Below are 21,263 nucleotides of genomic sequence, written 5' to 3'. Positions count from 1 at the left end.
AGAAAATTGAGTATAAAATCAAAAATTAAAACATTTTTTTTCTTAGAAGATGAAGATTATGAAGAAGAAGAGTACGAACAGGAGCAAGAACCAGTGAGAAACCAGAGACAGCAGCAACCAACGCAGTCCTATTTCCAGCAGCAACAACAACAGCATCAACCTGCTCAACAGCAGCAACAAAAGCAAAATGTTGTCAGTCTGCAAAGTGTGCAAAAGTCTTCGAAAGTATTTTTGGTTGAACCAAGAGTATATGCAGAAGCACAGGATATTGCAGACCAGTTAAAAAACAGACGTGCAGTTGTTGTTAATCTGCAAAGAATCGACAAGGAGCAAGGGAAGCGTATAGTCGATTTTTTAAGCGGGACAGTTTATGCTATAGGGGGAGATATCCAGAAGGTTGGCACGGACATCTTCTTATGCACGCCAGATAACGTGGAAGTTTCAGGTAATATCTCTCAGCTTCTTCAAGAAACTGAATTTGAAAATGCGAGGTGGTAAAATTAGATGGATTTAATCCTGGTAATTGTTTCTAGGTTAATTACTTTTTACTCTTATGCGCTGATTATTTACATTTTTATGTCATGGATACCGAATGCAAGAGAAACATGGATTGGCACGTTCCTTGCACGAATTTGTGAGCCGTATTTAGAGCAGTTTAGAAAGATAATCCCGCCAATTGGAATGATTGATATCTCACCAATTGTGGCTATCTTTGTATTAAATTTAGCCAGAATGGGTGTTTTTCAAATTTTCAGCTGGGTTTAAAAATCAGGGCTTTTATAAGCCCTTTTTTCATGCAGTCATTTATATACATTAAATAAAAGGAGCCGTATGTATGTCGATATACCAGCATTTTCGGCCAGAGGAAAAGGAATTTATCGATCAAGTCATAAACTGGCGCCAATATGTCGAGGATTCCTATGCACCAAAATTGACAGATTTTTTAGATCCTCGTGAACAAAAGATTGTGAACACAATAATTGGACAAAATAGTGATGTGAAGGTTGCTTTTGCAGGTGGTACGAATGCATCTGAGCGGAAAAGAGCCTTATTGTATCCCACTTATTATGAACCAACAGAAGACGATTTTCAGCTTTCGATATACGAAATTGCATATGCAAAAAAATTCGTAACTCTTGAGCATCCACAAGTACTCGGAAGCATTATGTCATTAGGTCTGTCACGAAGTAAGTTTGGCGATATCCTCATTAAAGCTGGGGATGTTCAGCTGATAGTCTGCAAGGAAGTGGAGGATTACATCCGTCTTCAGCTTGAGTCGATTGGAAAGGCAAAGGTAGAATTGAAACTAATCGAAAAGGATAAAGTGATTGCTCTAGAAGAGGAATGGGTGGAGATGAGCACGACACTGGCCTCCTTAAGGCTAGATGCGACAATTGCTGCTATTTATAATATTTCGAGACAAAAGGCCCACGTCTACATTGCTTCAAGTCTTGTGAAAGTAAACTGGGCAGCTGTCGAAAATGCTTCCTTTAGCTGTGAGGAAGGCGATGTTATCTCTGTCAGAGGACATGGCAGGTCTGTTATTAAATCGCTTGAAGGAAAAACAAAAAAAGACAAATGGCGTGTTGTGGTCGGCAAATTAAAATAATTTGTCCTATATAACAAACTCGATAAATTTTGTTATCATACTAAAATTCGATAGTTATTTTTACTTTATCTATGTTACAATATTTCCAAACAGTATAATTTGTCTTACTTCCTGTTTTTTTGGCGTTTTCCTTAAAATAATGCAGGAAAACAGGAAAAAGCTGTCGAAAAAATACATAAAGAAATTGAAGTTTGGGAGGTGGCATTATGCCATTAACACCGTTGGATATTCACAATAAGGAATTCAGCAAAGGGTTCCGCGGCTACGATGAAGATGAAGTAAATGAGTTTTTAGATCAAATAATCAAGGACTATGAAAATATAATTCGTGAGAAAAAAGAACTAGATGCAAGACTAATTGAACTTGATGACCGCATTGGCCACTACAATAATATAGAAGAAACGTTAAACAAGTCAATCGTTGTAGCACAGGAAGCGGCTGAGGAAGTAAAGCGAAACGCACAAAAAGAAGCGAAGCTGATCATTAAAGAAGCAGAAAAAAACGCAGACCGTATCATTAATGAATCACTTTCTAAGGCAAGAAAGATTGCCCTTGAAATTGAAGAACTTAAAAAGCAGTCAAAAGTGTTCCGTACACGTTTTAAAATGCTGATTGAAGCACAGCTTGATTTGCTGAACAATGATGATTGGGACCATCTGCTGGAATATGAGTTGGATGCATCTGAGCTGAACTCAACGAAATAATTCCAGATGGCTTGACTAAGCATCTGATAATAGCCTATAATTTTTACACAAAACAATATTCATGTGTACGTTGATAGGGACCAGTACAATTGCTGTTTGCTTATAAATAGCGAGCCGGGGATGGTGGAAGCCTGGCATAAGCGGAAATTGGAATATCACCCTTGAGTCCTTTTCTGAAATTCAGTAAGAAAAGGCGGTTCATTGCCGTTATAAAATGCTTAAGTGGATAGTTTTTCTATCTATAAGGGTGGTACCGCGGGAGTCTAATACCTTCTCGTCCCTTTTTGGGATGAGGGGGTTTTTTATGTTTTTTTAACCTTCCCTAAAACACCAGCATGAATTTAGATTATTTATTGGAGGATTTATCAATGGAATATAAAGAAACCCTGCTCATGCCAAAAACGGCTTTTCCAATGAGAGGAAACTTGCCAAATCGTGAGCCTGACATTCAATCAAAATGGAATGAAATGAATATTTATGAAAAAGTTCAAGAACGCACAAGCGGCCGTCCGCTGTTTGTTTTGCATGATGGACCACCATATGCGAACGGTGATATCCATATTGGGCATGCATTGAACAAAATCCTTAAAGACTTTATCGTGCGCTTTAAGTCTATGACAGGGTTCCAAGCTCCATATGTTCCTGGCTGGGATACGCATGGTTTGCCGATTGAACAAGCATTAACAAACAAAGGCGTTAAACGTAAAGAAATGACAATCGCTGAGTTCCGTAAGCTTTGTGAAGAATATGCACTTGGTCAAATTGACAGCCAACGAGAACAATTCAGACGTCTAGGTGTTCGTGCTGATTGGGAAAACCCGTATATCACACTAAATCCAGCTTATGAAGCACAGCAAATTAAAGTTTTCGGCGAAATGGCGAAAAAAGGCTATATTTACAAAGGGAAAAAGCCGGTATACTGGTCTCCGACAAGTGAATCTGCTTTGGCAGAAGCGGAAATTGAATATCAAGACAAGCAATCTCCATCCATTTATGTTGGCTTCAAAGTAAAGGATGGCAAAGATGTGCTTGCAGAAGATGTTCAAATTGTTATTTGGACAACAACGCCTTGGACAATTCCTGCTAACTTAGGTATCTCCGTACATCCTGATTTAACGTATGTTGTAGTTGAAGAAAAAGGCAATAAATATTTAGTAGCAAAAGACTTGCTTGACGCTGTTAAAACAGAAGTAGAGTGGGAAGAAGCAACTGTTATTCAAGAGGTGCAAGGTTCCGAGTTAGAATACATTAAAGCACTTCACCCGTTATATGACAGGGAATCTTTAGTAATGCTTGGGGAGCATGTAACAACAGATGCTGGTACAGGCTGTGTTCATACTGCACCTGGTCATGGTGAAGATGACTTTATTGTTGGTCAAAAGTATAACCTTGATGTTCTTTGTCCAGTTGATGACAAAGGTGTTATGACAGACGAGGCTCCAGGATTTGAAGGTTTATTCTATGATAAAGCAAACAAGCCGATCACAGAAGCATTACAAGAAGCGGGAGCTTTATTGAAGCTGAAATTTATTACACACTCATACCCACATGACTGGAGAACGAAAAAACCTGTTATCTTCCGTGCAACAGCGCAATGGTTTGCGTCAATTAAAGATTTCAGACAAGATTTACTTGATGCTGTTAAGGAAACAAAATGGGTTCCTGCATGGGGTGAAACAAGATTGTACAATATGGTTCGTGACCGCGGAGACTGGTGTATTTCCAGACAGCGTGCATGGGGTGTTCCAATTCCTGTGTTCTATGCGGAAAACGGCGACAGTATTATTACAGATGCAACAATCGAGCATATCTCTAATTTGTTCAGGGAGCATGGTTCAAACATCTGGTTTGAAAGAAGTGCAAATGAACTTTTACCAGAAGGTTTTGAACATCCTGGAAGCCCGAACGGAAACTTTACAAAAGAAACAGATATCATGGATGTATGGTTTGATTCTGGTTCTTCCCATCAGTCTGTTTTAGAAGAAAGAGATGATTTACAAAGACCAGCAGACCTTTATCTAGAAGGATCTGACCAATATCGCGGCTGGTTTAACTCTTCCTTGTCCACAGGAGTTGCTGTAACAGGAAAAGCACCATATAAAGGCGTGCTTAGCCACGGGTTTGTTCTTGATGGTGAAGGCAGAAAAATGAGTAAATCCCTTGGTAACGTTATGGTACCAGCGAAAGTAATGAATACACTTGGTGCAGACATCCTGCGTTTATGGGTAGCTTCTGTTGATTTCCAAGCAGACGTGCGTGTATCTGATGCGATCCTGAAGCAAGTAACAGAAGGATACCGTAAGATCAGAAACACTTTCCGTTTCCTTCTTGGAAACCTTGCTGATTTCAACCCAGCAGAGAATGCTGTTTCCTATGAAAGCTTGCGTGAAGTTGACCAATATATGCTTGTAAAATTGAATAACCTGATTAAAACTGTGACAGAATCCTATGATAAATATGAGTTTTCTACTATTTATTCTGATATCAATAATTTCTGCACAATTGATTTGAGCTCCTTCTATCTAGATTTCTCAAAAGATGTCCTTTATATCGAAGCAGCTGATAATCAAGAAAGAAGATCTATACAAACAGTGTTGTATGAAAGCTTAATTTCATTAGTGAAATTGATGGCACCAATCCTTCCGCATACTGCTGACGAGGTTTGGGAGCATATTACTTCTGTTACGGAAGAAAGTGTTCAGCTGACAGATTTCCCTGAATATGTGGAATATGAAAACAGTGCAGCACTTACAGAAAAATGGAGCAAGTTTATGGTCTTGCGTGATGATGTTCTGAAGGCATTAGAAGAGGCTCGTAACCAAAAGGTAATTGGTAAATCACTTGCGGCTAAAGTATCTCTTTATGTCCATGAAGACGGAAAAACATTACTTGATTCAATCCAAGAAAGCTTAAAGCAATTGTTTATCGTTTCAGGCTTTGAAGTTGCTGGCAGCTATGACGAAGCTCCAGAGAATGCTGTGAAATTGGAGAATGCAGCAATTCTTGTGGCAAAAGCAGATGGAGAAACATGTGAAAGATGCTGGACAGTAACAACAGATGTTGGTGCTAACGAAGAACACCCGACATTATGTGCTCGTTGTGCCAGTGTAGTAGCAGAAAATTATTAATCAAAAAAGCATTTCGGCTTATTTGCCGGAATGCTTTTTTTATTCAAGGGAGTTTTTCCTTTTACTAAAAAAAACTTCCACCTCCGTAAATTGTTGTTATGGTTGTAAAAAGTTAAGCCGGTTTTTGCTGGTCTATTTGGAAAAGCTATTTGTAACAACATAGAAACGGAGGAATTTAGCCATGAACCTAGACGTTGAAAAGCTTTATACCGAACTCCGTATGACACAAATAGAATTAGAAGCCACATTAAGAGTAAAAAGATCTTCGAAAATAAACCACTATATTGAGGCAGAGCTGCTGGATGTAGAAGCATCCATGCGAAGATTGGAAAATGGCCAATTTGGAACATGTGAAATATCCGGTGAATTGATTCCTGCTGAAATATTGGAGCTGGTTCCTACCATCAAATCAAAAAAAGACTTGGAATATATGCAATCCTACTACAGAAAGTCCTTGCATTAAAAGCAAAAGAAAAAGAAGTTGAAAGCTAGAAAAAACAGCTGCAAATAGGCACAAGCTATCGTTTTTAAGTAGTTTATGCTAAAATGCTAAAGGAGACTCGAGAATTGGAGGAAACTTTAGTGTTTTATTACATAATTGCACTTATAATCATTGCATTGGATCAATGGACAAAATGGCTTGTTGCAACAAAGATGGAACTCGGAGACAGCATTACGGTAATCGAGGATTTCTTCTATATTACATCTCATCGTAATAGTGGTGCTGCTTGGGGTATTTTGGAAGGACAAATGGCGTTCTTCTATATTATTACAACTGCTGTCATTGTCGGCATTATTTATTTCATCCAGAAAGGTGCAAAAGGCAAGCTGTTGTATGGAGTTTCCTTAGGATTAATCCTCGGAGGAGCGATTGGTAATTTTATCGACCGCATCAGACATCAGTATGTAGTGGACTTCGTTAATACGTATATCTTCAATTATGATTTTCCTATATTTAATATTGCAGATTCATCTTTAGTAATTGGTGTTATATTGCTTATCATTGTGATGCTAAAGGAGGAAAAAGCAGCAAAGAAGGAGAAAGAAAATGGAAAAAAAGGAACATATCATTCAGAGTGAACAAGTAAGTGAAAGAATAGATAAAATCATTTCAACTATCAACAATGATTGGTCACGCACACAAGTGCAGCAATGGATCAAGGATGGTCATGTGTTGGTTAACGGCAAAAGTGTTAAGACGAAATACAAAGGAATATTAAATGATGTTGTTACAATTGAAATTCCTGAACTGACAGAGCTTGACGTTTTACCTGAGGAAATGAATTTAGACGTTTATTATGAGGACAGTGATGTAATTGTTGTCAATAAGCCGAAAGGAATGGTCGTTCACCCAGCTCCTGGCCACGTGACAGGGACGCTTGTAAATGGCTTGATGGCACATTGTAAGGATTTGTCCGGAATTAATGGCGTGATGCGTCCAGGAATCGTCCACCGTATCGACAAGGATACATCAGGTTTATTAATGGTTGCTAAAAACGATGCTGCCCATGAAAGTCTTGTAAACCAGCTTGTCGAAAAGACAGTAACTAGAAAATATAAAGCATTAGTTCATGGCAGCATTCCACATGATTATGGAACAGTTGATGCACCGATTGGAAGGGACACGAAGGACCGTCAAAAAATGGCCGTAGTCGATAGAGGAAAGCATGCTGTTACACATTTTCACGTACTTGAGCGCATGGAGGACTTTTCTTTCATCGAATGTCAGCTTGAGACAGGCAGAACGCATCAAATTCGTGTTCATATGAAATACATTGGCTTCCCGCTTGCAGGTGATCCTAAGTATGGTCCGAAAAAAACGCTCGACATTGGCGGTCAGGCGCTTCATGCTGGCATACTTGGTTTTAACCATCCGCGAACTGGCGAATATATTGAATTTGAAGCACCACTTCCTAGTGATTTTGAAGAGCTGATAGATAATATTAGAAATAATCGTTGACAAAATTCGAGCCTTATAATAAGATTAACTTAATTAAATAAGTCCTTTAAGTCAATCCTGTGAGGTTGAGAAGGTTTCGGATTTTTTAGTAGATAGCAACTTGTATGCTATCGGTCTGTCCTCTCGCCAAAACATGGTGGGAGGATTTTTATTTTAAGAAAAAAGGTGATGCAAAATGTCGCAAAAGGCATTAGTCCTTGATGACCAAGCAATTAGAAGAGCATTAACGAGAGTTGCACACGAAATCATTGAAAAGAACAAAGGGATTGAAAACTGTGTTTTGGTCGGTATCCGCACTCGAGGCATTTATATTGCAAACCGCCTTGCAGAAAAAATCTCGCAAATTGAAGGCAAAAGCATTACGGTAGGAGAATTGGATATTACTTTATACCGCGATGATTTAAGCAAAAAAACGGAAAATCAAGAGCCGCTCGTAAAAGGTTCAGATATCCCAACAAGCATTGAGGATCTAAAGGTAATCCTTGTCGATGATGTTCTGTATACAGGAAGAACAGTTCGTGCAGCAATGGATGCCCTAATGGATGTAGGCAGACCTTCTTCCATACAGCTTGCTGTCCTTGTAGACAGAGGACATAGGGAGCTTCCGATTCGCGCTGATTATGTCGGCAAAAACATTCCGACATCCAGTTCAGAGAAAATTGTTGTAGAGCTCAATGAAGTGGATGGACAAGACGAAGTAAATATATACGAAAATTAAATATAGCCCTTTTTAATGGCAGTCCGGAGAGGCTGCGAAGGGGGAGTCGATACAGGCGTTGTTTCGCCTGCTCAAAAACCCCTTTTTGCTATGCATAAAAGGGGTTTTTTTATGAAATTGCGTATACTAAATAAAACAAACCAGTAATTGCACCATAGATGGAAAGAGGGAACAAAATGAATCAAACAAAGCCAATACTCGGTCTAAAAGACAAACCAAACGCATCTCAATGGATAACATTAAGCTTACAGCACTTATTCGCCATGTTTGGATCAACAGTACTAGTTCCATACTTAATTGGATTAAGTCCAGCTATCGCTTTAATCTCAAGCGGATTAGGAACACTAGCATTCCTTCTTATAACAAAATTTAAGGTTCCTGCTTATTTAGGCTCATCCTTTGCCTTTATTGCACCGATGATTGCGGCCCAAAAGCTTGGCGGACCGGCAGCAGCGATGATCGGAACATTCATTGCAGGTCTTGTATACGGAATTGTCGCATTGATTATTAAAAAAGCCGGCTACCGCTGGATTATGAACCTGCTTCCGCCGATTGTTGTCGGACCAGTAATCATGGTTATCGGGCTAGCACTAGCTGGAACTGCGGTTGGTCAGGCGATGTATGAAAATAACGGAACAGCAGATCAACACTACAGCCTTTTGTACTTATCAGTAGCATTAGTCACATTGCTTGCAACAATCTTATTCACTATTTTCGGTAAGGGAGTGTTCAGCTTCATTCCGATTCTAGCAGGGATTATTGTCGGCTACCTGTACGCATTACTAGTAGGAGTTGTTGATTTCCAAGGTGTTATTGATGCGAAATGGATCGCAATGCCGGATTTCATCCTTCCTTTCAGGGATTATGATTTAACATTAGACAGCGCCATACTGGCATTGTTCGTGCCGGTTGCCATTGTAACACTTGCTGAGCATATCGGTCACCAGCTTGTATTAAGCAAAGTAGTAGGAAAAGATTATATTAAAGACCCAGGACTTCATCGCAGTATTTTAGGTGACGGAAGTGCAACACTAATTTCCTCCTTAATCGGTGGACCGCCAAAAACAACTTACGGTGAAAACATTGGGGTTTTGGCAATTACGAGAGTATACAGTGTGTATGTTCTTGCAGGAGCAGCAGTGTTTGCAATCCTGTTTGGATTCATCGGTAAGATCACTGCCCTGATACAATCGATTCCAACACCAGTTATGGGCGGAGTATCCATCCTGTTGTTCGGTATCATCGCATCTTCTGGCTTAAGAATTTTAGTCGAAGCAAAAATGGATTTCTCAAAAAATCGCAACCTTGTGATTGCATCCGTTATCTTAGTTACAGGCATTGGCGGTGCATCCATTCATATCGGTTCAGACTTTAAACTAGAGGGAATGGCACTTGCAGCAATCCTTGGGATCATCCTGAACTTTGTACTTCCAGGAAGAGACAAGGCGACTGACGACTTATTTGAAGAAGAAGCAGTAGACGAAACTAAATAATGTACACCTTTTAAACAAGTACAGAGAGACTTATAAGGGTGTTGAAGGTTAAGGCGAAAAGGATCCGCTTGTTTAAGCAGGCTTAAAACAGGATCTACGCAAACATTCAACTTTTAGCACCCATTTTCAATAAATGGGTGCTATTTTTTTGCCCGGAATCCATAAAGGAGGCAATAAATAATGGAAAACTTATTAACAACCTCGGAGCTTACCGTGCCAGAAATACAAGAAATACTGAAATGCGCACAAGCATTTGCAGAGGGAAAGGAATGGAAGCCAGAAAAGCAGCTGTTTTTAGCAAATTTGTTCTTTGAACCAAGCACAAGAACGAAATGCAGCTTTGAAGTAGCTGAAAGGAAGCTGGGACTTGAAGTCATTCCATTTGAAACGACTACCTCAAGTGTTGTTAAAGGAGAAACATTATATGATACCATCCGAACATTGGAAAGCATTGGCGTAAATGGTGTCGTGATTCGCCATAAGGAAGATAATTACTTTCAAGAACTAATCGGCAAAATCAAAATTCCTGTCATTAATGCAGGAGACGGATGCGGAAATCACCCGACACAATCATTGCTTGACCTTTTGACAATTAAACAGGAATTTCAATCCTTCCAAGGCTTAAAAGTAAGCATTATAGGAGATATCCGGCACAGCCGTGTTGCCAGATCAAATGCAGATGCGCTCACAAGGCTTGGTGCAAATGTAGTCTTTTCGGGTCCTAAAGAGTGGTTTGATGACAGCATGCTGCAGGAAGCAAACTACGAGGATGTTGATACAGCGATTGAAACATCTGATGTTGTCATGCTCCTGCGAATTCAGCATGAAAGGCATGATGGCAGTACTTCATGGACCAGTGAAGAATACCACCAAATGTATGGATTGACGAAAGAAAGAGAACGACGCATGAAACCAGGCAGCATCATTATGCACCCTGCTCCTGTAAACAGGGATGTAGAAATTGCCGACGAATTAGTGGAATGCGAACGGTCCAGAATTTTTAAACAGATGGAAAACGGAGTATTTATCCGCATGGCAGTATTAAAAAGATCTTTACAATCAGTTGAGGGAGGAAATGTACATGTCAATGATTATCAAAAATGGCCAGTTGCTTAATGAAAAAGGGGAATTTATTACACAGGATATTCTAATTGAAGACGGAGTTATTGTTGAAATAGCACCACAATTGGAGACGGCAGCAGACGAAATCATTGATGCGAACGGTAAGTTGGTTGCACCAGGTTTCATTGATGTGCATGTACATTTGCGCGAGCCTGGCGGAGAGAAGAAGGAAACAATAGCAACAGGAACAATGGCTGCTGCTAGAGGCGGATTTACAACAATCGCTAATATGCCAAACACTCGTCCAGTTCCAGACACAGTTGAAAACTTCCAAAGCTTGATGAACCGCATTAAAGAGACAGCGAATGTTCATGTTCGCCCATATGCAGCGATTACAATCAGACAATTAGGTGCAGACATAACAGATATTAAAGCATTAAAGGAACTAGGAGCATTTGCATTCACAGATGATGGTGTCGGTATCCAAGAAGCAGGAAAAATGCTTGAAGCAATGAAGCTTGCAGCAAGCCTTGATATGGCAATTGTAGCTCACTGTGAGGACAACTCACTTATCAATAAAGGATCTGTCCATGAGGGAGAATTTTCTAAGGCAAATAACCTAAATGGAATTCCATCTGTCTGTGAATCTGTACATATAGCAAGGGATGTTTTACTTGCAGAGGCAGCAGGCTGTCATTACCATGTTTGCCATATCAGCACAAAAGAATCAGTCCGTGTAGTGAGAGATGCGAAAAGAGCGGGAATCAATGTGACGGCAGAGGTTTCACCACACCATTTGTTACTATGTGACGAGGACATCCCTGGAATCGATACAAATTATAAAATGAATCCACCGCTTAGAGGCAAAGAAGACAGAGCGGCGTTAATAGAAGGCTTGCTGGATGGGACGATTGATTTCATCGCAACAGACCATGCCCCGCATACAGCAGAAGAAAAGGCACAGCCAATTGAACTTGCACCGTTTGGCATTGTCGGATCAGAAACAGCCTTCCCGCTTTTATATACTAACTTTGTGAAAAAAGGAATTATTAGCTTGCAGCAGCTTATCAGCTTCCTTACAAATAAACCAGCAGAAACATTTAAGCTGGATACAGGCACACTTGCTGTCGGTAAAGTAGCAGATATCGTAATTGTTGATTTAGAAGATAATGAAACTATCAATCCAGAAAACTTCTTATCTAAAGGAAGAAACACCCCATTTGCAGGATATGTTTGTCAAGGATGGCCTGTAACAACAATCGTAGCTGGAAAAATCGCTTGGAGAAAGGAAAGTGTACACGCATGAAAAAACAACTGATTCTCGAAGATGGTACAGTATTTATTGGGCAAGGATTTGGAGCAGAATCCAATTCGATTGGAGAGGTAGTCTTTAACACAGGGATGACAGGCTACCAGGAAATTTTGTCAGATCCGTCATACTGCGGTCAAATTGTCACATTGACATACCCACTAGTCGGCAACTACGGAATTAACCGCGATGACTTTGAATCCATTGCACCAGCAATCAACGGTTTCATTGTGAAGGAAGTGTGTGATTTCCCTTCAAACTGGAGAAATGAACTGTCACTGGATGAGTTTTTTAAACAAAAGAACATTCCAGGACTTGCAGGAATTGATACGAGAAAATTAACAAGAATTATCCGCAAGTACGGAACATTAAAAGGCGCAATTTGCAGCATCGAGGAAAATGTAGCCGATGTTATCAAGCAACTGCAAGCATCCGTCTTGCCAACAGATCAGGTGCAGCAGGTTTCTACTAAAAAAGCTTATCCGAGCCCAGGCCGAGGCAAGCGTGTTGTGCTTGTAGATTATGGCATGAAGCACGGAATTCTAAGAGAGTTAAATCAGCGTGACTGTGATGTCATTGTTGTTCCATATAATGCAACTGCACAGGAAATATTGTCTTTAAGTCCAGACGGGGTAATGCTTTCTAACGGCCCTGGAGATCCAAAGGATGTGCCAGAGGCAATTGAAACGATTAAAGGGATTATCGGCAAGGTTCCACTGTTTGGAATATGCTTAGGCCACCAGCTGTTTGCACTTGCAAGTGGTGCTAACACAGAAAAAATGAAGTTTGGGCACAGAGGCTCAAACCACCCTGTTAAAGATTTGCTGACAGGCAAGGTTTCCTTAACATCACAAAACCACGGCTACACAGTGGAAGAAAAATCTATTGAACAGACAGACTTGGAAGTTACTCATCTAGCATTAAACGACGGAACAATTGAAGGCTTGCAGCATAAACAGTACCCAGCCTTCACCGTACAATATCATCCAGAGGCATCACCAGGTCCAGAAGATGCTAACTATTTATTTGATCGATTCATGTCCATGATTTTAACTCATAAAGAGGATGGTGCCGCATATGTCAAAGCGTAAAGATATTAACAGCATACTAGTAATAGGATCAGGTCCAATCATTATCGGTCAGGCAGCAGAATTTGACTATGCAGGAACTCAAGCATGTATGGCACTTAAAGAAGAAGGCTATCGTGTTATCCTAGTTAACTCCAACCCAGCAACGATTATGACAGATACAGAAATGGCTGACAGTGTATATATTGAACCACTGACATTGGAATTCGTAAGCAGAATCATTCGCAAGGAAAGACCAGATGCAATATTGCCGACACTTGGTGGTCAAACAGGCTTGAACCTTGCTGTCGAGTTATCAGAGGCAGGCGTCCTTGAAGAATGCGGTGTGGAAGTGCTTGGAACAAAGCTTTCCGCTATCCAACAAGCAGAAGACAGAGATTTGTTCCGCACCTTGATGAATGAGCTAGGAGAACCAGTACCAGACAGCGAAATTATCCATAACATGGATGAAGCAAAAGCGTTTGTGGAACAAATCGGTTATCCAGTTATCGTCCGTCCCGCCTTTACATTAGGAGGAACAGGGGGAGGCATCTGCCATAATGATGCCGAGCTAAATGAAATCGTCACTAGCGGTTTAAAGAACAGCCCTGTAACACAATGTCTTCTTGAAAAAAGCATTGCCGGCTTTAAAGAAATTGAATATGAAGTGATGCGTGACAGCAATGATAATGCGATAGTCGTTTGTAATATGGAAAACATCGATCCTGTCGGCATTCATACAGGTGACAGCATCGTTGTTGCGCCAAGCCAAACGCTGAGCGATAGAGAATACCAAATGCTGCGCAATACATCATTGAAGATCATCCGTGCCCTTAAAATCGAAGGTGGCTGCAATGTTCAGCTTGCACTTGATCCAGACAGCTTCCAATACTATATCATTGAAGTAAACCCAAGGGTGAGCCGTTCCTCTGCACTTGCCAGCAAAGCAACAGGCTATCCAATTGCAAAGCTTGCAGCGAAAATTGCTGTTGGGTTAACACTGGATGAAATGATGAACCCAGTAACAGGCAAAACATATGCAAGCTTTGAGCCTGCACTTGATTATGTTGTCAGCAAAATCCCACGCTTCCCATTTGATAAGTTTGAATCTGCCAAAAGAAATCTAGGCACGCAAATGAAAGCGACAGGAGAGGTAATGGCAATTGGAAGAACATTCGAGGAATCACTTCTTAAAGCAATCCGTTCATTAGAAGCAAAGGTTTACCACTTTGCATTAAACGATGGTGAAAATGTCAGTGATGAATTATTAGAAAAGAGAATTCGTGTCGCAGGAGACGAAAGATTATTTTATGTAGCAGAAGCAATGAACAGAGGGGTTTCCATTGAGACAATCCATGACTGGAGCAAAATTGACCTGTTCTTCCTGCACAAGCTTGAAGGCATCATCAAGTTGGAAAAAGAGCTGGCAGACCATCCGTTTGATTTAGAATATGCAAAAACAGCTAAGGAGAAGGGCTTTGCCGACATCCAGCTCGCTAAATTATGGAACAGTACGGAGCTTGAAATATATAACTGGAGAAAAGACAATAAGCTTGTCCCAGTTTACAAAATGGTTGATACTTGTGCCGCTGAATTTGAATCGGAAACACCATATTACTATGGAACGTATGAGGATGAAAATGAATCTGTTGTGACAGACAAGAAAAGCATTGTTGTTCTTGGTTCTGGTCCAATTCGCATCGGCCAAGGAATCGAGTTTGACTATGCGACAGTTCACTCGGTCTGGGCCATCAAGGAAGCCGGGTTTGAAGCAATTATTATTAATAACAACCCAGAAACGGTTTCAACAGATTTCAGTGTATCAGATAAATTATACTTTGAGCCGCTGACAATAGAAGATGTGATGCATATCATCGACTTAGAGAAACCAGAAGGGGTTGTCGTGCAATTCGGCGGACAAACGGCAATCAACTTGGCAGCAGAGCTTGCAAACAGAGGGGTTAAAATTCTCGGTACCTCTTTAGAAGACTTAGACAGAGCAGAAGACAGAGATAAATTTGAGTCAAGCCTGCATGCACTGGGCATTCCTCAGCCTGAAGGGAAAACAGCCCTAACAGTAGAAGAGGCGGTAAAGGTTGCAGCTACGATCGGCTATCCGGTTCTTGTACGTCCATCATATGTACTAGGCGGAAGAGCGATGCAAATCGTTTATAAAGAAGAAGAACTGATTCCGTATATGGAAAAAGCAGTTATCGCAAGTCCTGGTCAACCAATCCTGATTGACAGATATTTAACAGGCAAGGAAATCGAAGTCGATGCAATATGTGATGGTGTAGACGTAGTGATTCCAGGCATCATGGAGCATATTGAAAGAGCAGGCGTTCACTCAGGTGATTCGATTGCCGTCTATCCGCCGCAAAGCTTGTCAGCGGAAATTAAGCAAACACTAATTGACTATACAACAAGATTGGCAAAAGGCTTAAATATTGTTGGACTACTAAACATCCAGTATGTTGTGTCAAAAGGTGAAGTATTTGTACTAGAAGTGAATCCGCGCTCAAGCAGAACGGTTCCTTTCTTAAGTAAAATTACGAATGTCCCGATGGCGAAAATTGCTACAAAGGTGATTTTGGGGAATAGCTTGAAAGAACAAGGCTACACATCAGGACTTGTAGAAGAACAGCAAGGTGTGTTTGTAAAGGTTCCTGTATTCTCCTTTGCAAAGCTGCGCCGTGTGGATATAACACTCGGCCCTGAAATGAAGTCAACAGGAGAGGTAATGGGTAAGGACGTTACGCTGGAAAAAGCTTTGTATAAAGGATTGATTGCTTCAGGAATGAAGATCCAGACATTTGGAACAGTTCTTTTAACAATCGGTGACAAGGACAAAGAAGAAGCATTGCTGCTTGCGAAGCGGTTTGTCAATATCGGCTACAGCCTAATGGCAACGAGCGGAACAGCAGAATTTTTGCAAGACAATCATATCCCTGTAAAAGTGGTAGATAAAATCGGCGGCGAAGGCACAACTTTGATTGATGTTATCCGCAATGGCCAAGCACAATTTGTTATCAATACATTCTCAAAAGGCAGCCAGCCTGCACGCGACGGCTTCAGAATCAGAAGGGAATCAGTTGAAAATGGAATTCCATGCTTAACATCCCTTGATACAGCAGAAGCAATTCTTCGAGTAGTAGAATCAATGACATTCTCTGCGGAAGCAATGACACCAGCAGGCAAACAAATGGAGGCGGTCCTTGCATGATCAAAAATGAAAAATGCACCGTGGTTTCACATAAAGAAATAGCAGAAAATATTATGGAGCTCACCCTTAAAGGTGAGCTTGTTCATGAAATGAAAGAACCAGGTCAATTTGTGCATGTTAAGGTTGCAGACGGTTTTGACCCATTGCTAAGAAGGCCTATAAGCATTTCGAAAATAAACCATGACAATAGTACCTTTACGATGATTTACAGAGCGGAAGGAAAAGGAACGAAAGTATTGGCGCAGAAACAACCACATGAGCTTGTGGATGTGCTTGGACCACTTGGAAACGGTTTTCCTGTAAATGAAGCTAGACAGGGTGAAACGGCATTGCTAGTCGGCGGCGGCATCGGTGTCCCACCACTATATGAGCTTGCCCATCAATTGACTGCAAAAGGCGTTAATGTTGTCATTGTGCTTGGGTTTCAAACAGCATCAGCTGCATTTTATGAAAAGAAGTTTGCGCAATTTGGTACAACCTTTGTCGCAACAGTAGATGGGACAATGGGAGAAAAAGGGTTTGTCACAGATGTAATTGAACAAGAGAATCTCAAGTATGATGTTCTTTACACATGTGGCCCAACACCAATGCTACGAAATCTTGAAAAGAATTTTGCTGGAGAAAGAGCCTATATCTCCTTAGAGGAGCGGATGGGCTGCGGCATTGGTGCATGCTTTGCGTGTGTATGTCATACACAGGATGATCCAACAGGTATCTCCTACAAAAAGATTTGTACAGATGGCCCAGTATTCAGAGCAGGGGAGGTAGTCATATGAACAGATTAAATGTCGAGATGCCAGGCTTAAATTTAAAAAATCCAATTATGCCTGCATCAGGCTGCTTCGGGTTTGGGCGTGAATATAGCAATCTATATGATTTAAGTAAATTAGGCGCCATTATGATTAAAGCTACAACAGTCGAGCCGAGATTTGGAAATCCAACACCTCGGGTTGCTGAAACTAATTCGGGCATGTTAAATGCAATCGGCTTGCAAAATCCAGGTTTAGAGAAGGTTATGGGTGAAGAATTACCATGGTTAAACTCCTTTGATGTGCCGATTATTGCTAACGTCGCAGGATCTTTAGAGGAAGATTATATTGAGGTTGCCAAGGAAATTTCAAAGGCGCCAAATGTAGCAGCTTTAGAGCTTAACATATCTTGTCCAAATGTAAAAACTGGCGGTATTGCCTTTGGAACGATTCCAGAGGTGGCCAAAAACTTAACGAAAAAGGTGAAGGAGGTTTCGCAAAAGCCGGTTTACGTGAAACTTTCACCAAATGTCACGAATATCGTGGAGATGGCAAAAGCAGTTGAAATGGGCGGTGCAGACGGTCTGACAATGATTAATACACTACTGGGGATGCGCCTTGATTTAAGAACAGGCAATCCTGTGCTTGCAAATAAATCTGGAGGCCTGTCAGGACCAGCCATTAAGCCTGTAGCAATCCGCATGATTTATGAGGTTAGCCAGCATGTAAATCTCCCGATAATCGGCATGGGTGGTGTATCATGTGCGGAGGATGTGTTAGAATTTTTCTATGCAGGTGCAAGTGCTGTAGCAGTCGGAACAGCAAATTTTGTAGATCCATTCATCTGTCCAACCATCATTGACGAACTGCCAGCGCTAATGGACAAATACGGAATTAATCACATCTCAGAATGTACTGGAAGGAGCTGGGGAAAGAATGCGCAACTCGCTTATAATCGCACTTGATTTTCCAAATAAAACAGAGGTTTTCCATTTCTTAGACCGCTTTAATGGCGAAAAGCTATTTGTAAAAGTAGGCATGGAGCTTTTCTATCAAGAAGGCCCGAATATTGTTCGCGAATTAAAAGAAGAGGGTCATCAAGTATTCCTTGACTTGAAGCTGCACGATATTCCAAACACAGTAAAAAGTGCGATGCGCAATATTGCAGGCCTTGGAGCAGATCTTGTCAATGTGCATGCTGCAGGAGGTATCCGCATGATGGAAAGTGCACTTGAAGGTCTTGATGCAGGAACGCCAGCAGGGCAGAAACGACCATTTGCAATAGCTGTTACACAGCTGACAAGCACGTCACAGCAGGAAATGCAAGAATGGCAGCAAATTAAGCTACCATTACTAGATTCAGTTGCGCATTATGCAGCAATTACGAAGCAGGCAGGCATGGATGGGGTGGTATGTTCTCCGTTAGAGGCAGCGCTGATTCGAGATCATCTTGGCGCGGATTTTTTGACAGTAACACCAGGTATAAGGCTGTCATCAGATGACGTACAGGACCAAGTCCGTGTAGCAACACCAGGCTCAGCAAGAGAATCAGGGGTATCGGCCATTGTAGTGGGCAGATCGATTACCCGCGCGCAAAACCCGTATGAAAGCTATCAATTGTTTAAAACAGAATGGGAAGGTGTAACACAATGAAGAAAAGCATTGCAGAACAACTATTAGAAATCAAAGCGGTATTTCTACAGCCAAACGATCCATTCACATGGTCCTCAGGATTAAAATCACCAATTTATTGCGATAACCGTTTAACATTGTCTTATCCAAAGGTACGAAAAGAGATTGCAAATGGATTGGCAGATTTAATCAAAGAACATTTCCCGGAAACAGATATAGTAGCAGGAACAGCTACTGCAGGTATCCCCCATGCGGCATGGGTAAGTGATGTGCTTGATTTACCAATGGCATATGTTCGTTCAAAAGCAAAAGAACATGGTAAAGGAAACCAAATTGAAGGGAAAGCAGAAAAAGGCCAAAAGGTTGTTGTTGTCGAGGATTTAATTTCAACAGGCGGCAGTGTCATCACAGCAGTTAACAGCCTTCGTGAAGCTGGGTGTGACGTGCTTGGAGTAGTATCGATCTTTACATACGAGCTGCCGAAAGGAAAAGAATTGCTTGCAGATGCAAAAATTGAAAGCCATTCATTGACTGATTATACAGCACTTCTTGAGGTAGCACAGCAAAAAGGCTATATTAAGGAAAGTGATATTGCAAGCCTGCAGGCATGGAAGGAAAACCCTGCAGAGTGGGGCAAGTAAACAAAAGAAGCATAATCCCGAATATCGGGATTATGCTTTTACTTTTTCAAGGAAATGACTGTTTCTTCGTCCGGTGTAACATATACAGTCTGCTGGTTATCGTATATAACAAAGCCTGGTTTAGCGCCACTTGGTTTTTTTACATGGCGGACAAGTGTAAAGTCTACTGGAACAGAACTTGACTGCCTAGCCTTACTGAAGTAAGCTGCAAGCTTTGCTGCTTGGAGAATGGTTTCCTCTGACGGATTTTTGCTGCGAATAACAACATGACTCCCGGGAATATCCTTCGTATGCAGCCAAATTTCATCTCTTGCCGCTACTTTATTAGTCAAGTAATCATTTTGCTTGTTGTTTTTTCCAACTAATATTTCCGTGTCACCATACGTATACTGGTCAAGAACAGGCTTCGCATTTTGTGCTTTTTTGGCTTGTTTTTTCTGTCTTTCTCTTAAATAGCCTTCCTCAATTAGCTCCTCACGAATCTCTTGAATATCCTTAGGAGAAGCTGTTAAAATTTGGTGATATAAGGCTTCAAAATACTCAAGCTCTGTTTCTGCAATGCTAATTTGCTCCTTAATAATATCAATGGAGTTTTTCGCCTTTTGATAACGTGTGAAATACTTTTGGGCATTCTCAGACGGTGTCAGTCTTGGATTTAACTCGATTTCCATACTGCTTCCTTCTGGATCATAGTAGTTAATGACTTCAAGCTTTTCCATTCCCTTTTTTGCTGCATATAAATTAGCAGTCAGCAGTTCGCCAAGAAGCTGATATTTATCTGCTGTTTCAGCTTCTGATAAGGTTTTTTCAAGCTTGCTTATTTTTTTGCTGTTTTTATCCCGTTCATTTTGAATGAAGCGCTCTAAATCATTGCTTTGCTGTTTAACACGATCTCGTTCTGCTTTTCCGAAATAAAAGCGGTCGAGCATCTCGCTTAATGAAGGGAAATTTTTCACCTCTCCGCCAACATGTTCGATTGGAACGAAATAAAAGTATTCTTTGTTCTCTGTGATCATGATAGCAGGAGCATATTGTTCGTTTTTCACAGTTTTCATTGCTGAAGCAAAAGCAGCAGGCAGTGTCGTTCTGTTTGCCAGCCCTGATTTATAGATTATTTCTTTAGAAAACAGTGGTGACAATCCAGAAAAATGTTGAACTAGCTGTTTATCCAGCTTTCCGCCATTAAAATCAATCGTTTTTAAAACATCCTCTTCTGTTGCCTCAAGTGGATTCCTTTTTTCTTGTGCAGGTGGTGCGATATATTCATAGCCCGGCAATATTGCCCGATGGCTGTTAACGGCATAGGAAACATGCTTAATGCTGTCCATAATCGTGTTCTTCTCTTGATCCACTAAGATGACATTACTATGTCTTCCCATAATCTCAATGATCAGTTTCTTATAAGAAATATCGCCGATTTCATTACGTCCTTTTACTTCAAGGACAATCATCCGTTCTGTTTCAACCTGGTATATATTTTCAATAAAGTAACCTTCTAAATGCTTGCGAAGCAGCATACAGAACATTGGCGGTTCCTTTGGATTTTCATATGTTTCTTGAGTAAGCTGGATTCTTGCATAACTCGGATGGACAGAAAGGAGCAGCTTCTGATTTTTCCCGTTCGCCCGAACAATCAGGACAATTTCATTAGAAAAAGGCTGCTGTACCTTATTTATCCTTCCACCCTTTAGATTTGCAGAGATTTCCGAAGCCATTGCTCTAGTAAATAAACCATCAAATGACATAATAAACATTCCTTTTCTTTACGAATAAAAACATAAGTTCTTCTATTAATGTACATTAATTTTCTACTAATATAAAGCGTCAACTATATATGGAGCGATTTAAGGAGTAAATGCGCTTAACAAACCCTTGTATGCTTTTCTGATATTAATAGCATTATTTCTCATTTAAGTGAATATGATTTCTGTATAGTGGTGTGGGACAACTATGCAGGTGTGAGAGATG

The 21,263-nt window shown here is 40.7% G+C and carries 19 protein-coding genes and 1 other annotated feature; of the genes, 18 read left to right on the top strand and 1 reads right to left on the bottom strand.

What is annotated here, in order from left to right:
- Positions 1-6: 6 nt before the first annotated feature.
- From EM808_RS01465 to pyrE, 18 genes are all read left to right on the top strand, one after another.
- On the top strand, positions 7-498 hold the full coding sequence (locus tag EM808_RS01465; protein WP_127734765.1) for a cell division protein SepF: 492 nt from the start codon (positions 7-9) through the stop codon (positions 496-498).
- Positions 499-504: 6 nt separating this feature from the next.
- Complete coding sequence (locus EM808_RS01460; RefSeq protein WP_127734762.1) at positions 505-765, top strand: YggT family protein; 261 nt, start codon at positions 505-507, stop codon at positions 763-765.
- A 70-nt stretch (positions 766-835) separates the two neighbouring features.
- On the top strand, positions 836-1,609 hold the full coding sequence (locus tag EM808_RS01455; protein WP_127734759.1) for a YlmH family RNA-binding protein: 774 nt from the start codon (positions 836-838) through the stop codon (positions 1,607-1,609).
- Positions 1,610-1,815: 206 nt separating this feature from the next.
- On the top strand, positions 1,816-2,313 hold the full coding sequence (locus EM808_RS01450) for a DivIVA domain-containing protein (RefSeq protein ID WP_127734756.1): 498 nt from the start codon (positions 1,816-1,818) through the stop codon (positions 2,311-2,313).
- A gap of 61 nt (positions 2,314-2,374) precedes the next feature.
- Positions 2,375-2,598: a binding site (T-box leader), on the top strand.
- 83 nt (positions 2,599-2,681) lie between these two features.
- Positions 2,682-5,441 carry an isoleucine--tRNA ligase gene (gene ileS, locus EM808_RS01445; RefSeq protein ID WP_127734753.1) on the top strand — a complete coding sequence of 920 codons (2,760 nt, stop codon included), beginning with the start codon at positions 2,682-2,684 and terminating at the stop codon, positions 5,439-5,441.
- A 181-nt stretch (positions 5,442-5,622) separates the two neighbouring features.
- Positions 5,623-5,904, top strand: a complete 282-nt coding sequence (locus EM808_RS01440) for a hypothetical protein (protein WP_127734750.1) — start codon at positions 5,623-5,625, stop codon at positions 5,902-5,904.
- 83 nt (positions 5,905-5,987) lie between these two features.
- Positions 5,988-6,521, top strand: coding sequence for a signal peptidase II (lspA, locus tag EM808_RS01435; protein ID WP_127734748.1), 534 nt, complete (start codon positions 5,988-5,990; stop codon positions 6,519-6,521).
- On the top strand, positions 6,490-7,401 hold the full coding sequence (locus tag EM808_RS01430) for an RluA family pseudouridine synthase (RefSeq protein WP_127734745.1): 912 nt from the start codon (positions 6,490-6,492) through the stop codon (positions 7,399-7,401). The genes lspA and EM808_RS01430 overlap by 32 nt, the downstream gene beginning before the upstream one ends.
- Before the next feature lie 175 nt (positions 7,402-7,576).
- Complete coding sequence (pyrR, locus tag EM808_RS01425) at positions 7,577-8,119, top strand: bifunctional pyr operon transcriptional regulator/uracil phosphoribosyltransferase PyrR (protein ID WP_127734742.1); 543 nt, start codon at positions 7,577-7,579, stop codon at positions 8,117-8,119.
- A 176-nt stretch (positions 8,120-8,295) separates the two neighbouring features.
- Positions 8,296-9,612: a solute carrier family 23 protein gene (locus EM808_RS01420; RefSeq protein ID WP_127734739.1), complete on the top strand. Its 1,317-nt coding sequence runs from the start codon at positions 8,296-8,298 to the stop codon at positions 9,610-9,612.
- A 180-nt stretch (positions 9,613-9,792) separates the two neighbouring features.
- Entirely contained in the window at positions 9,793-10,728 is a 936-nt protein-coding gene (locus EM808_RS01415; protein WP_127734736.1) for an aspartate carbamoyltransferase catalytic subunit, read from the top strand.
- Complete coding sequence (locus EM808_RS01410; protein WP_127734734.1) at positions 10,694-11,980, top strand: dihydroorotase; 1,287 nt, start codon at positions 10,694-10,696, stop codon at positions 11,978-11,980. The genes EM808_RS01415 and EM808_RS01410 overlap by 35 nt, the downstream gene beginning before the upstream one ends.
- Entirely contained in the window at positions 11,977-13,074 is a 1,098-nt protein-coding gene (locus EM808_RS01405; protein WP_127734731.1) for a carbamoyl phosphate synthase small subunit, read from the top strand. Before EM808_RS01410 ends, EM808_RS01405 begins: the two co-directional genes overlap by 4 nt.
- Positions 13,061-16,273: a carbamoyl-phosphate synthase large subunit gene (carB, locus tag EM808_RS01400; protein ID WP_127734729.1), complete on the top strand. Its 3,213-nt coding sequence runs from the start codon at positions 13,061-13,063 to the stop codon at positions 16,271-16,273. Before EM808_RS01405 ends, carB begins: the two co-directional genes overlap by 14 nt.
- Positions 16,270-17,049, top strand: coding sequence for a dihydroorotate dehydrogenase electron transfer subunit (locus EM808_RS01395; RefSeq protein WP_127734726.1), 780 nt, complete (start codon positions 16,270-16,272; stop codon positions 17,047-17,049). Before carB ends, EM808_RS01395 begins: the two co-directional genes overlap by 4 nt.
- Complete coding sequence (locus tag EM808_RS01390; protein ID WP_127734723.1) at positions 17,046-17,987, top strand: dihydroorotate dehydrogenase; 942 nt, start codon at positions 17,046-17,048, stop codon at positions 17,985-17,987. The genes EM808_RS01395 and EM808_RS01390 overlap by 4 nt, the downstream gene beginning before the upstream one ends.
- Positions 17,959-18,675 carry an orotidine-5'-phosphate decarboxylase gene (gene pyrF / locus EM808_RS01385; RefSeq protein WP_127734720.1) on the top strand — a complete coding sequence of 239 codons (717 nt, stop codon included), beginning with the start codon at positions 17,959-17,961 and terminating at the stop codon, positions 18,673-18,675. The genes EM808_RS01390 and pyrF overlap by 29 nt, the downstream gene beginning before the upstream one ends.
- The gene (gene pyrE, locus EM808_RS01380) at positions 18,672-19,295 is read left to right on the top strand and encodes an orotate phosphoribosyltransferase (RefSeq protein ID WP_127734717.1); all 624 of its coding nucleotides are present in this window, start codon (positions 18,672-18,674) and stop codon (positions 19,293-19,295) included. The genes pyrF and pyrE overlap by 4 nt, the downstream gene beginning before the upstream one ends.
- A 38-nt stretch (positions 19,296-19,333) precedes the next feature.
- Here pyrE and EM808_RS01375 read toward each other — a convergent pair whose 3' ends face one another.
- On the bottom strand, positions 19,334-21,040 hold the full coding sequence (locus tag EM808_RS01375; protein ID WP_127734713.1) for an Rqc2 family fibronectin-binding protein: 1,707 nt from the start codon (positions 21,038-21,040) through the stop codon (positions 19,334-19,336).
- Positions 21,041-21,263: the final 223 nt, after the last annotated feature.

This window comes from Niallia taxi, assembly GCF_004005475.1.
Classification (GTDB): domain Bacteria; phylum Bacillota; class Bacilli; order Bacillales; family Cytobacillaceae; genus Niallia; species Niallia taxi.
Note: the sequence above shows the minus strand (reverse complement) of the source record. Positions and strands in the feature narration are given on the sequence as shown.